Annotated in this window: 14 protein-coding genes; 11 read left to right on the forward strand and 3 right to left on the reverse strand. The window is 36.4% G+C overall.

Features of this window, described 5'->3' with window-relative positions; genetic code table 11:
• The 8 genes from CWR45_RS07905 to CWR45_RS07940 form a co-directional block, all read left to right on the forward strand.
• Nucleotides 1–673 (forward strand): exosporium glycoprotein BclB-related protein (locus tag CWR45_RS07905; RefSeq protein WP_281271847.1); only part of this gene is annotated, 673 nt, incomplete at its 5' end.
• A gap of 252 nt (nucleotides 674–925) precedes the next feature.
• Nucleotides 926–1,225 (forward strand): alpha-helical endospore appendage domain-containing protein, encoded by a 300-nt coding sequence (locus CWR45_RS07910; protein ID WP_115749335.1) that lies wholly within the window; start codon nucleotides 926–928, stop codon nucleotides 1,223–1,225.
• Nucleotides 1,226–1,334: 109 nt separating this feature from the next.
• Nucleotides 1,335–1,730 (forward strand): alpha-helical endospore appendage domain-containing protein, encoded by a 396-nt coding sequence (locus tag CWR45_RS07915; RefSeq protein ID WP_115749336.1) that lies wholly within the window; start codon nucleotides 1,335–1,337, stop codon nucleotides 1,728–1,730.
• A 43-nt stretch (nucleotides 1,731–1,773) separates the two neighbouring features.
• On the forward strand, nucleotides 1,774–2,262 hold the full coding sequence (locus CWR45_RS07920) for a hypothetical protein (RefSeq protein WP_115749337.1): 489 nt from the start codon (nucleotides 1,774–1,776) through the stop codon (nucleotides 2,260–2,262).
• A gap of 20 nt (nucleotides 2,263–2,282) precedes the next feature.
• Entirely contained in the window at nucleotides 2,283–3,326 is a 1,044-nt protein-coding gene (locus CWR45_RS07925) for a glycosyltransferase family 2 protein (RefSeq protein ID WP_245975382.1), read from the forward strand.
• A 42-nt stretch (nucleotides 3,327–3,368) separates the two neighbouring features.
• Complete coding sequence (locus CWR45_RS07930) at nucleotides 3,369–4,466, forward strand: polysaccharide pyruvyl transferase family protein (RefSeq protein WP_115749338.1); 1,098 nt, start codon at nucleotides 3,369–3,371, stop codon at nucleotides 4,464–4,466.
• 42 nt (nucleotides 4,467–4,508) lie between these two features.
• Entirely contained in the window at nucleotides 4,509–5,447 is a 939-nt protein-coding gene (locus CWR45_RS07935) for a glycosyltransferase (RefSeq protein ID WP_115749412.1), read from the forward strand.
• Between the two features lie 420 nt (nucleotides 5,448–5,867).
• Nucleotides 5,868–6,752, forward strand: coding sequence for a CgeB family protein (locus CWR45_RS07940; protein WP_115749339.1), 885 nt, complete (start codon nucleotides 5,868–5,870; stop codon nucleotides 6,750–6,752).
• 156 nt (nucleotides 6,753–6,908) lie between these two features.
• Here the strand turns inward: CWR45_RS07940 and CWR45_RS07945 are convergent, their stop codons facing one another.
• Together CWR45_RS07945 and CWR45_RS07950 are read right to left on the reverse strand one after the other, a co-directional pair.
• Entirely contained in the window at nucleotides 6,909–7,976 is a 1,068-nt protein-coding gene (locus tag CWR45_RS07945) for a polysaccharide pyruvyl transferase family protein (protein ID WP_115749340.1), read from the reverse strand.
• An 8-nt stretch (nucleotides 7,977–7,984) separates the two neighbouring features.
• Entirely contained in the window at nucleotides 7,985–9,082 is a 1,098-nt protein-coding gene (locus CWR45_RS07950) for a glycosyltransferase (protein ID WP_115749341.1), read from the reverse strand.
• 477 nt (nucleotides 9,083–9,559) lie between these two features.
• Here CWR45_RS07950 and CWR45_RS20385 point away from each other — a divergent pair, with 477 nt between their 5' ends.
• Nucleotides 9,560–9,859, forward strand: a complete 300-nt coding sequence (locus tag CWR45_RS20385) for a sodium:solute symporter family transporter (protein WP_342770090.1) — start codon at nucleotides 9,560–9,562, stop codon at nucleotides 9,857–9,859.
• A 215-nt stretch (nucleotides 9,860–10,074) separates the two neighbouring features.
• Here CWR45_RS20385 and CWR45_RS07960 read toward each other — a convergent pair whose 3' ends face one another.
• The gene (locus CWR45_RS07960) at nucleotides 10,075–11,406 is read right to left on the reverse strand and encodes an alpha-helical endospore appendage domain-containing protein (RefSeq protein ID WP_115749342.1); all 1,332 of its coding nucleotides are present in this window, start codon (nucleotides 11,404–11,406) and stop codon (nucleotides 10,075–10,077) included.
• A gap of 1,012 nt (nucleotides 11,407–12,418) precedes the next feature.
• On the opposite strand from CWR45_RS07960, the gene CWR45_RS07965 reads away from it, so the two are divergent.
• A complete protein-coding gene (locus CWR45_RS07965; protein WP_115749343.1) occupies nucleotides 12,419–12,601 on the forward strand; it encodes a hypothetical protein in 183 nt (60 codons plus the stop codon).
• 2 nt (nucleotides 12,602–12,603) lie between these two features.
• Nucleotides 12,604–14,076 (forward strand): sodium:solute symporter family protein, encoded by a 1,473-nt coding sequence (locus tag CWR45_RS07970; RefSeq protein ID WP_115749344.1) that lies wholly within the window; start codon nucleotides 12,604–12,606, stop codon nucleotides 14,074–14,076.
• Nucleotides 14,077–14,150: the final 74 nt, after the last annotated feature.

The following is a 14,150-nucleotide window of genomic DNA, read 5'->3' on the forward strand; positions in this document are numbered from 1 at the left end:
TACGGGCGATCCAGGAGCCACTGGCGCTACGGGACCTACGGGTGCTACGGGCGATCCAGGAGCCACTGGCGCTACGGGACCTACTGGTGTTACGGGACCTAACGGAGCTACTGGATCGACTGGCGCTACGGGACCTACCGGTGCACCAGGCTTAGGTGCTATCATACCATTTGCTTCAGGATTGCCAGTAGCATTAACCACAGTACTAGGAGGAGTTGTTGGAACAACTAGTCTTGTAGGCTTTGGAAATTCAGCAACAGGTGTAACATTGCTAGGAAGTGGTAATATCGATTTGACTGGTGCAGGAGGAACACTTCTTAACTTTGCATTTTCAGTACCTCGTGCTGGCACGATTTCATCTATTGCAGCATATTTTAGTGCCACTGCATCACTATTATTAGCAGGAACTGCCACGATTCGGGCACAAATATATCGTTCCGCAGCACCTGCAACAAACACTTTCACTCCAATTCCTGGAACACTTGTTACACTCAGCCCTGGGATTGCTGCGCCAATAACACTTGGTGCCATTGCTAGAGGTTCACTTTCAGGATTAAATATTTCAGTTTCTCAAGGCGACAGATTATTAATGGTATTTTCTACAACAGTAGCTAGTCCCGCAATTGCCGGAGCTGTGGCAGGTTATGCAAGCGCAGGAATTACAATAGTCTAAGAGAACCCTATTCAATATAATATTACAACCTGATTACACCATCTAAACACAAGGAAGGTTTACTAAAAGTAAACCTTCCTATTTTAATTACGTCGAACTTCCGTCTAAAATAAGATATTCACTTTTACCGACTTAGTACAGCTTACAGATAAATAACTAGTCAAAAGCCCACTATGATTCATTTCTGTAACAATTACCACTTGTATTCATAGTATATAAAGTCAAATAAATATTAGAAATGAGGGATAAATTTTGTCACAAGCCAATATTCCAGATATATCTCCTAATATAACAATCGACAGGAATGATGTCATTAACTTATTATTAGCCTCTATTGCATTAGAGGAAATAGGTTTAGCTCACATCATTAATGCAGAAGGAGAAAAAATTCAATATGTTTTAGGGACACTAATTCCTAATCTACCTGATCCCCCTGCCTCAATTGATCAAATAATAGCGATCAATGATAATGTCCAATCAACACTTGAAACGATATTAAAAAAAGAACTTTTACTACAAACAAAATTGAAAAATATCCTAGATATCATTTAAAAGTTAAATATTTATTGGGCTTTCTTAACGATTAATCACTGGGTACCTGTCTAACTAGAATTGGTACCCAGAAATAATCAAACATGATTCACAATGGAGGTTTAAGGATATGTCAATGCCAACAATTCCTAATATTACACCTAAGATTTCGCTTACACGATGTGAAACAATCGACTTACTACTTTCTTCGATTGCACTAGAAGAAATCGGACTTTCACACATCATAAATGCAGAAGCTGAAAAGATTCAATTTTTTTTAAAAACCCGACCTGACTGTTTAAATGATTATCTTAAGATAAATGAAAGTGTTAATAAAACGCTTCGCACAGTCGTTAAATCGCAAATGTTACTTCAGTTCAAATTAGAGGACGTTGCGATGCTCGATCAAGATGCACATTGTAAAGACTTTAAACATAGGGATCATCATCGATGTGAGGAATGTGAATGTGACGAATGTGAATGTGACGAATGCAATCATAAAATGAATGAATTTGGATTTGATTGATCTTTTATCCAATAAATTCGTGATCTTAAAGAGGGTGTAGATAATGATGAAGGATAACCATGTAACTATCGAAGAAAATCTAATACATTCAGAAGCAGATTACTTACATTTCTTTCAATCCCTATTGCAGCTGTTAACCCATTATATCGAAGAATTACATTTCTACTCCATTACAGATAGAAAAAGATATGTTGCGGAAAAACATATCCTCTCTTCCTTATTTTTGATTGAAAAATTGCATATGCATCTTTTAACACGTAAAACATTCTTTCATAAAAATGAAGTTATATCTGAAGCCAACGTTTTTACAGATAATACACATGGCATCATTGCCTTTCAAACCCTACGCAAATTCAAAAAGCTAACACGGGAATACAAGTTTTCAGATGACAGCAATAACCAACAATGTGAAAGAATCTTAAGACAGCTCCTAAACTATTATCCGCAATATGTGGACCAAATTAGAATTATGGAAGGGGAAAAAATACCTTCACCATGGAGATCGCCACGAAAAAGGAAACAACGAAATTAACGTTCAAGGGAAGTGAGAACATGAAAGATACGAATACAATCTCATTATGTATGATTGTTAAAAATGAAGAAGAGTCGATTGATCGTTGTTTAAATAGTGTAATTGATGTAGTAGATGAAATAATCATCGTTGATACAGGATCTACAGATAAGACAATCGAATTATGTAAAAACTACAATGCCAATATATACCCCTACACATGGGATAATCATTTTGGAAATGCTAGAAATTACGGATTATCACAAGCTACGGGTGACTGGATTTTATGGTTAGATGCCGATGAAGAATTAGACTCGAGTAAGAAATTTAATCTCAAAGAATTCATTACAGAGAAAAAGGATATTTTCTTTTTACTCCCTGTCCTTAATTATTACGGGGACAATCTTCCAGTAAACACAAATCATTTCTTTTCCTATTATCAACCACGTTTATTCCAGAACAATAAGGGTATTCAATTTGTTAACAGGATACATGAAACACCACAGTATCCAGATGAAATTTCAATTGATGAATATAAGAAAATCCCTCTACCTATCCATCATTATGGCTATATGAAAGACGTTGTAACTGAAAAGAATAAGCTACAACGAAACATCGAACTGCTTTACATGGAGTATAAAAAAGAGGAACACAGTCCATGGATTGAATATCATCTAGCTAACGAATTTTACAGTAAGAAAAATTATACTGTGGCTTATGAATTTGTAAAACAATCGATCCTCCAATTTTTACTTCAAGGATTGAAACCACCAGCACTTCTTTATCGGTTAAAGTATGCCATGTTAATGGAAACGAACGATTTTGAAGGTGCTTGGCCAAATATAGAGAAGGCACTTCTTCTTTATCCAGATTATGTAGATCTTCATTTCTACAAAGGAATTATTTTATACGAGCAGAAGAATTATCCAGAAGCTCTAGAAGCATTTGAAAAGTGTCTCGAGCTCGGAGACGATCACCCGCAATATTTAGTCCTTAAAGGAGTAGGAAGCTTTCAAGCAACCCACTATATAGAATTATGTCGTGCAAGAATTGATGAAACCAATCATAATTCCCCTAAACAATAGCGGATGTAAATTAATGATGGGTAAAATTTGAGGTGAATCATTATGAAAAAAGTACTTTATATCGGTTGGATTGGATATAAAAACTTAGGCGATGAATTAATGTTTGATTTATTTAAATACAACTTATTACATTTAGGGGACAAATTCAAGCTTGATACGGTTAATAATGAAGAACGCTTTTTGAAAAATATCACATTAAGTCATTATGATTTAATCATTCTTGGTGGTGGTTCGATATTAAGCAGTTCTCAGAACTTTATTCAGCCTATTATCATCGATACTTTATATAAGGCAATCCAATTAAACAAAAAAGTAATGATTTGGGGCTCTGGTATTGATTGGGTACCAAAATCTTATATCAATCACTTAAAGAATGATATGGACATGCAGTTCCCTATTTCTGATACGCTTCGATTAAAAATGAAAGAAGTTTTTGAGAAAAGTGTCTGGGCTGGTGTGCGGGGGCCATTGACACTAAAATTATTAAAAAGTCTTGGTGTAACAGATAACATTCATGTCAGTGGAGATCCTGGATTCCTCATGAATAAAGAAGCCATAGTAACCGATAAATCCCCCGCTAAACCATTTGCAGAAGAGGATAAAGTTATTGCCGTCAACTGGGGTACAACGTTTAATGTTGTTTATGGGAATAATGAATTAAATGTAGAGGATGCATTAGCTGCTGCATTAAATCAACTTATTGCACAAGGATATAAAATCTATTTCTATTTAGTTTGGAGTGCAGATTTACCTGCAACGGAGAGGCTTTATAATAAAATAAATCAGAAAGAACATATCATCCTTGATAAAATTTTATATCATCAAGATGAATTAATGGCAATCTTAGAAGACGTCGTTTTTACAATCAATTTCAAATTGCATGCGAATTATATTTCCCTTGCTGCAGGTGTTCCTTTCATTGCTTTTGGATATCGTTTTAAAATTTTTGATTTCGTGGAATCAGTTGACCTGAGTGACTATATTATTTCAACCGATTCACTGACGATCGCAACTGAAATCATATCATTAGAAAATAAGCTCTCATCAAATCGACAAGAAATTATTGATAAAATGGCAACTTACCAAAATGAATATTGCGAGCGATTAAATAAACCTTTTGAACTTAATCTATTTCTTTAAAACCGATAACGAAGGCGCTCGTAAAGAATGGAATGTATGGATATGAAAAAACTGAAAATTTTATTTTTAACACGTGATGATAGCAATTATATTGTTCCTGCTTCCCATTATTTTATTATGGAACTAAGTAAATATACCAACCTGAAAGTATCCCATGATTATGGAATGATTGAGGACATTATTGCCAAAGCAGAATTCGAACCAGACTTCATTTATTTTAACGATTATATGGAAAACTTCTCCCCAGTCGTTCTCGGCTTGAAGTCATTAAAAATTCCCTTTGCAGTAGGTTTACACGACTTGCATTTTCGCTATCCCGATCGGAAAAAATATTTATTAAAGGAAGAGGTAAAATATATTTTCACTTATTATAGAGATAAATTTCTGCAATGGTATCCAGAGTTTGCTGAAAATATGATATGGATTCCACATCATGTTAATACCGAAATATATAAAGATTATGAACTTCCGAAAGACATTGAAATGTTAATGATGGGATCAACACTTGAAGATTTTTATCCATTACGTGTAAGTATCGCTAATAGATTTACAGATCGTCCAGAATTCGTACATCACCAACATCCTGGATATCGTAGCGTAAAAGTGGATGAAAAGAATGTATTTGTAGGTGAAAGTTATGCGAAGGAACTCAATCGCGCTAAAATCAGTTTAACCTGCGACTCCATTTTGCACTATCCATTAATGAAGTATTTCGAAATTACAGCATGTAATTCATTATTATTAGCTCCATATTCAGATGAATTATATGATCTCGGTTTCATCCCTGGAGTAAACTTTGTATCGATCAACGAACATAATTTCGAGGAAAAAGCAGACTATTATCTCAAACATGATAAAGAACGAGAAATGATTGCCTTAAATGGAATGAGAATGTCGCATAAATTGCACTCTACACCAAAAAGGGTTTCAGAGTTTTTACATCAAGTCGAAAAAATACTGGATGCAGAAAATAATGCATAATTAGAGGCTCACATTAGAAAAATTGGTTGTCACCAAGCCCTTTTGGTGACTGCATTAGTTGCACTTATGTAGTAAGAAAGTTTTTATACTTACTTAACTACTAAAGTAATACTTCATTTAGAGTCAGTCTCCTTTCATCTGCTGAAATAATTGAGGGAACCAAGCTTTTCCGATCATTTATCCTTCGCCTGAGCAGTTCGTTTTTCTCATCTTCACTGAAGATTACTGCCCACTAACCTATTATAAAGCATCATTCTAGCAATCTAGAATTGGGAGTTGATAGCAATAATAGCGGCACCATTTTCACTAGGATACTATTATTCAGATAGCAGGTAGTTACACATACCTTTATTAAGTCTGCGAATAGAATGATATTATATTCCAACAGGATTTAGATTTAGAAAGGTGTGCTTAACGATAATGCTAAATAAAAAAATCATTATGTGCTATGGAAAAACGAATTACACCCCTGGCCGATATCTTGAAGATGGATTACGAGCAATTGGTGTAACGGTCGAATTATATACAAGAACAATTGACTTTGCAAAGATTGACTTGTCGGATTGTGCTGCAGTGTTATTTGTAGAAAGTCCTTCTAAACCAGCTATTAAAGTTCATAATATCGACATGGCGGGCGTACCTAAACTCTTTTGGGTTCATCATGGGGAAAACCGTATAACAACGAACATGACACTAGCTAAAAAATATGATGTGGATGTTGTATTAATGGCACATTCCCTCCACTTATCAAAAAAATTTGCCGTACCAACACGATTCTTCCCTTTCGCAATGGCAAAAGATATATTTAATGTAACAACTGAATTAAAAAATCGAAATATTGATATTGCAATAGTTGGAAGTAATGACTCAGAAATTTATCAAAATCGCAGTATCGCCACAAAAAAGTTAAAGAAAGTGTTTGGAGATAATTACAACTTATCTATGAACTCAAGAGTATATTTACAACAGCTCGCTAAAAAATATGGGGACTCAAAAATAGTATTCAACCATTCTGCAAATGGAATTAAAAGTTTAAATATGCGTTTATTCGAAGGAATGGGTTGTGGTGCATTAGTTATTTCTGATTATGTACCACCGATGGAGGAAATGTTTATCGATAAGAAACATTATATCTGTTTTAAAAACCATGATGAACTAATTGATAAGGTCGACTATTATTTAAATCATTTAGATGAAGCACAAGAAATTGCAACTGCAGGCTATGAGCATTTACTAAATCACCACACGTATGAACACCGGGCACAGGAACTTCTCTCAATTATTGAGGAGTTTAATGGAAGCTAAATGAAATACCTCCATTTTCATTATATCAATGGAGGTATTCTTTGGTTTGTTGGTATAAGTTTAGAATATAATAGAAAGATAAAATGAAACTTCCATCAGTGGGGAATGTCCTCCCCACTGATGGTTAGTTAATTGCCTTTTAGTTTGATCTTTCACCTAAACCACCTCTACAAATAAATTACTATAAAATGGTTTTTCTATTAAAGGGAGATACAGATCTCGTTTTTCTTTATACGTGTTCAAAATGGATTCTGTATTTGTTTCTATTTTACTAGTAAGATTAAGAATATCCTCTAGCAAATTAGTATTACTCGTTGACAAAACATATTCCTCTAAACCAACGGACTGTGCAAAATCAAATACTTTATATCTATACCCTAATGCGATAAATGGCACATTCGCCGCAAGAGATAATAAATTTGGATGAAGTTTATAGTTAATGGTTAATGTACAAGATGATAGAAGCGGGATTAATTCTTGTTCTGAGTAGAGTGTGTAGTCAAGCACTACATTTTCAACATCATCGATTTTTTTATATAATCTTTGGCATGCAGCCTTATCTTGATCCCAAACACAGTATATATATAGTTTATAACCTTTATTAATCAATGCTTTGCATGTTTCCACAAGCTGTAGTTCCAAATGTTTTTCGTTATTTCCATATAGCGTGTTTAAAGTTGTTCCCCAATTAATACCGATTATTTTTTCTTTTTTATTTAGTGGCTTCTTTGTTGTTAACAATAATCCCGGATCACCGATAACTTGGATATCCTCTTGATTAACACCCAATGCTACCAGTGCCTGTTTCGTTAAGTTCCCCCTCACTCCACCGTAAGAAGCTCTAGAGAATACATTTTTTAGAATAATAGCTTCTCCCTCATTAAACCGCTGTCTTAGTTGAAGTTTTGTACTCGATTGCAAGCTTTCCAGGTTTTTTTCACTAATTCGGTCAATGCCGCTCCCCCAAATGATGACCCTCTTATTCATATCCAAAGCTTTTTTTAAGATATGAATATACGTTGGAGAAATTAAGGAACCTCCACCTAGAACAATTGTATCGTACGGTTTAAGATCACTTATGTCTACCCTAGGAAATGATGGGACAATTTTAATTTGCTTTGCCTCAAGTTGAAACTTTTCACTTAATCCATAGAATATATTCCAAAGCAGATCATCACCAAGGTTTTTATAACCAATCCAACCTATATATAATACTTTTTTCACTGTTAATATCACTCCAATTTAGCTTTATTAGCTAAATACTCCTTGAAAAAATTTTCATTATGCTTCACTTGTGAATCATTTGGCCGATATTCTTTTGCCTTATTATTATGTTTGATAGATTTTTCTATTTCTCCTATTTGCCAATAACAAACACAGAGCTGCAAATGTGGGTACCATGTAGCATAACTTATTTGTGTAAAGCCATAATCATTATCAATTTCTATTTCAATAGCTAGAAGATACCAAATGATTGCTTTTTTGAACTGTTTTCTTCCTTTATAAATGTCGCCTATTTGGCATGATACCTCAGGACGAGGCACATCATATTGGATGGAACTGACAAGTGACTCGAGTTCTTTTTCCTCGCTGCCTATTTTTTTATAGCACGCAGCCATGTTTATGCAGGCACGTATTTCATCTTCTACCCAACCTTTTCTCGTAGCCAAAAACTCACGATAATAGATTGTTGCTTTCTGGAACTTACCATGATCCTTTAATTCATTCGCATAATAAAATAAATCCCTAGGAGTAAATTTTTCACCCTTTTTAAGTCGATTTTCATAGATAGTAAGGTTACGATTACTTTGCGTCCCTCTAGTCTTCTCCGATTTTTTATGTGTAACTGCAATGTCTGCTGAAATGATGTTACCGCTAACTTCTAAATATTCATGAACAGCACCAATCCAATGAAACTGCTTTGATCTCTTAACAAGTCGATTTCTTCTATAACTAAACGTTGGTTTGCCATATTCATCAAATGCAATATGATATAGCATGGAAACCCCATCAATTCCTTCATGAAGCACATCTTTTAATGCTTTGAATTTCAATTGATCCTCCTTAAGCAATACATCATCAGCATCTAACCAAAGAATATAATCCATTGTAGCGTGACTGAATGCAAAATTTCTCGCAGCGGAGAAGTCATCTATCCACTTAAAATCGATTACTTTATCGGTAAATTCTTTTGCTATCGTTTTCGTCAGATCATTTGAACCTGTATCAACGATAATGATTTCATCGCAAATATCGTTTACACTTTCAAGACATTGCTTCAAGACCTCTTCCTCATTTTTTACAATCATACAAAGACTAATTGTATTCATTCACTCGCCTCCAAATCGAATCCATAATAATATATGCTGTGTAATCATTTTTGAAATAAACAATTGCATCAATTTCTCCTTACTATAGAACGCAGTAAAAGGATATTCTACCGTATACAATTTTGACGGAAGTAGCTAGTGCGACAACTTATAGTGCATTTATGCTAGTAAGCCTAGCAGGGCTAGCTTATATGGGTGGTGTTGGTGCTTTAGGATTTTAACTTCTTATTTAATGGGAGTTTCCTCAGTTGACCACAGATTTTGATGAGTTGGAAAGAAATACGGCTATGTTATACCTTCTGAAATGTTAGGTGATCGCTATCGATAATAAAGCCGTTGCAATTGTTTTTTCAATTTCAAGCTGTTTGTATTTAATTCCTTATAGTGCGGGACAGCTTGCGGTTGTAGGATATTTATTACAAGGGATGACAGACACTGCAATACTATTTACATCAGGAGGCATCATCGCAACAGTCCTTGCAATCGTATTTTTTTATCGCTGGAATTCGCTCTGTAGCGTGGACCGATTCCCTACAACCATTATTAATGATTATTACTTCCACTGTTGTCGTCCTTATTATTATAAGTAGATTAGGTGGCGTTGGTGAATTCTTTCATATATTAGAAACTGATCATTTTCGAGTTACTCACAGTTCCAGAAAATGGGCATTGGAATTTCACAACTTTTCTAGGGATGAAGATACCTTAGTTTTGCTTTATTCTTTCCAGTTTAAAAACGATGTAAATGGGCTTCTTAATTTTGGAGAGTATACCTAAAAAGGCGTACACAATGTACGCCTTTAGAAAACACCAGGTGAAAAGCCTGATGTTTTCTGGCTTATATGAATCTTAACAGAACACTTTTTTGCATACTCTATACAGGGTGTGATTTCTTATACTGAGAGTAGCGAGTTGTTAGGGGATCGAAAGCTACCTAACAAATCAACCTACAGCTTGGTTTGGTATTGAATATGGCATTCTATTTTCCTCTTTTATCTGAGTAGCGTTATAACAAGGTGTGCTGAAACAGGCTCTGTTCCTCCAGCGAGAGGAGTGATGGTTAATGCTGTGGTTTCGCTAGCAGGATTTCGTACAGTGAGTATTGAATTGATAACTGATGTTTGCACTAGAGCCATACCTACTATCTGAGAAGTACCAGTTGCTCGACCGACTACCGTATAGGCTAATTCAACAGCTCCTGCTCCCGAATCAAGAGTTAAAACCAGTTGGCCAGCTTCTGTCACACTCACCTGAAACAAGACCTGATAAGTGCCAATTGCAGACAAGTTAAATGTATCGGCACCAGTGCGGAAAATTCCTCCGCCACTTGAAGGTCCATCTTGCGGAAAATCTACATCTCCACCGGCTGCAACTGTTGCAGCATTATCAGGAGGCATCAACGCAAAAAAGTCTGCAAAGTCAAATACTCCTCCGGTTGCTCCTGTGGCTCCTGTTGGCCCCGTGGCTCCTGTTGGTCCAGTTGCCCCGGTAGCTCCAGTAGCTCCTGCTGCTCCGGTTGCCCCAGCAGGTCCGGTTGCCCCGGTAGCTCCAGCTGCTCCGGTTGCCCCGGTAGCTCCAGCTGCTCCGGTTGCCCCGGTAGCTCCAGCTGCTCCGGTTGCCCCGGTAGCTCCAGCTGCCCCAGTTGCCCCGGTAGCTCCAGCTGCTCCTGTTGCCCCGGTAGCTCCAACTGCTCCTGTTGCTCCTGTTGCCCCAGCAGGTCCAGTTGCCCCGGTAGCTCCAACTGCTCCTGTTGCTCCTGTTGCCCCAGCAGGTCCGGTTGCCCCGGTAGCTCCAGCTGCTCCGGTTGCCCCAGTTGCTCCAGCAGGTCCGGTTGCCCCAGTAGCTCCAGCTGCCCCAGTTGCCCCGGTAGCTCCAGCTGCTCCTGTTGCCCCAGTAGCTCCAGCAGGTCCAGTTGCCCCGGTAGCTCCAACTGCTCCAGTAGGTCCCGTAGCCCCGGTAGCTCCAGCTGCTCCAGTAGGTCCCGTAGCCCCTGGAGGACCAGTAGGGCCAGTAGGACCGATTGAAGAAGGAGGGATAATTTTAGTAACATTTTTCAATTTATTGTCTAGTAGTAATTCCTTTTTCATAGCTATTTCAAGCATTTGTTTAACATTATCATTTACTAAAAGTACATCTTCAAGCGAACTAGCTTCAGGTCCACCAGGTAATGTTCCAAGAGCAAATTGAATTTTTTCCCCTTCAGCGTTAATGATATGAGCAAGGCCCAGTTCTTCCATAGCAATTGAGGCCAATAAAAGATTGATTACATCGTCGCGAGAAACTGTAATTTGTGGTGTGATGTTTGGAAGGTTTGGTTGTGACATTAAATTTCTCCTTTCTGATTTATTGTGAACATACCCATTATTTATTCGAAATGAATAATTCATCCTATCAGACGGAAATAGCATGTTCTAATGTAATTTATTCCAAAGTAATTAAAGGGTATAGACGAACATCTCTTGTATTTGATATTTGCTTAATTAGCGGGGGAATAGATAAATCATGAATAAATATTGCCTTCCATAAAAAAACACCCTAGTAGACTAGAGTGTTTATCCATAAAATATAGTGATTTGTAAAAGTGAATTTGATTATTCATCAAATCTACTTCCTTAAATCCTAAGAATTCTCGATTCTGTTACATTGTGTTTTATTTTGCAGTTTAAGTTTATTATACAGACGTAATAATTCATACTATCTGAAGCTTTCGATTGGGTATTGATAGATTTGAAATAGATAATATTCTAAGTCAAATTCCAGCCGAATCAATGTGAATGAGGCAACCTACTAAATCTATCAAGTCATACGCCAAGTAATACGGCTTTTTTTGATTTTCGGACTGGATCATGCTTCAATAATTCCAATAACTGTTTCAACCGGTTTAGTCAAATGGGAGGCGGAATTTGTAGCTTTTACTAGGCCGAGAAAAGGCTATGATCTACTAACTACCGTTGTCATAACTAACGAAACCAAAACCTAGCAATTGTTCTATCCCACTCGCTTGATAGATAGTTTGGGTCTCGCCATTTGGTACAGACTATTCTATAGAGAAACATTCTTTAAGTAATTTCTTATTAGAATGATTTTCTTTTTAGAACAATCATCGGCTGCTATCCATGAGGTTTTAAAAACTTTGTAGTCTTTGTAAAATCAATAATTCTCGTGTTTGATTCATAAAAATAGTCATCTATTAGAAAATCCCCGTGAAATTAAACTAGGTAGTCAAAATTAACTTCATTTGATATTATACTAATAACACACTTTGAAGAAGTGTATTTCTTTTCTATAGTAGGCAAAACTAAGTGAAATACTGCACATTTTTTAGGGGGGATTAGTTTGAAGGAAAACGAATGGAAGTGGGCGTTGACGATTTTCATTATTATTTTATTGGCTTACATTCTGCCTTATACCATTATTACTGAAGTAGCTAAATGGTATGGTAGTTTATTATTATGGATCGTGCTAACACTTACTGTCATAATCATTAATTATTTTATTACTAAGAATTGGGGTAAATAGAAATGAGTACAACTTATGTATGGTGGGCAATCGCAATTTATGTATTGGCATCACTTTTTGTTGCCTTTTTATCTAGAAGTGAGAAACAGACCAGTATGTCTAGTTATTTCATTGGAGATAGAAAATTAAATGGCTTTGTATCAGCCCTAAGCTATAGTGCAACAACGTATAGTGCGTTTATGCTTGTTGGTCTAGCCGGACTAACCTATATGGGAGGAGTAGGGGCTTTAGGATTTGAACTGATTTATTTAATGGGAGTTTCCCTTGTTGCCTTTTTTGGACCGAGATTTTGGTTAGTCGGAAAGAAGTACGGTTATGTTACGCCTTCTGAAATGTTAGGAGATCGCTATAATAATAAATCGGTTGCAATTGTAGTTTCTATTTTTAGCTGTTTGTTTTTAATTCCATATAGCGCTGTACAGCTTGCAGGGGTAGGTTATTTATTGCAAGGGATGACAAATAATGCCATATCATTTACAACTGGGGTAATCATCGCAACTGTCCTTGCAATCGTATTTTCTTTTATCGCTGGAATACGCTCCGTAGCCTGGACTGATTCGTTACAAGCACTATTTATGATTGTTACATCAACTATAGTAGTCATTATTATCATAAGTAGATTAGGTGGGTTAGGTGATTTCTTACATACGTTAGAAACAAATCATGCCGAGTTACTTACAGTTCCTGGGAATGGGTTCTGGAGTTTCACAACTTTTCTAGGAATGACGATACCGTGGTTTTTCTTTAGTCTTTCCAACCCACAGGTGAGTCAACGGCTCTATATGCCAAAATCCTTAAAAAGTCTAAAAACGATGTTAATGGGCTTCATGATTTTTGGATTTATTTATACAATTGTTGCTATAGTCTGGGGATTTTCAGCTGCAATCAAGTTCCCTGGTTTAGAAAATGCCGATCTTGCTACACCATTACTACTATCATCAGATCTTGTCCCACCTATTTTAGGTGTAATCGTAATGGTTGGTATCATGGCAGCGGCAGTATCTACAATTGATTCCATTCTACTTACATTATCATCACTATTTGCACGTGATGTATATGGAAACATCAAAAAAGGTGCAACTGATAAAATGCAGCTTCGAGTAGGGAAAATAGTGATTCCAATTATTGCAATCCTTGCTTATCTATTCGCAGAACTGGAAGTGAATTTAATTGCAGTCTTATCCGTAGCTTCCTCAGCAGGATTACTTGTAGTTGTCCCTGCAATTATTGGTACTTTTTTCTGGAAAAGAGGAACAGCTGCAGGGGTGCTAACAAGCGTCATTGTCAGTGGAATAATCATAATCATTATCGAGCTGACACAAATAAAACCACTAGGACTTGCCTCAGGAATATGGGGTATTGTTATTTCAACTCTGCTATTTATAATTGTGAGTTTATTAACAAAAGCTCCAGAGCAAAAAGCTAGTGAGTTTCTTGGATATATTAAGGTCGCATTAAAAAATGAGACCAAGTAGTACATGAGGTGCCTGTCACTCCCCGAAGTTTGTCAAAGCTTTTTCCATAAGTAAAGCGATTGACAAGTTTGCAA

The organism is Oceanobacillus chungangensis, assembly GCF_003369565.1.
GTDB lineage: Bacteria > Bacillota > Bacilli > Bacillales > Amphibacillaceae > Oceanobacillus > Oceanobacillus chungangensis.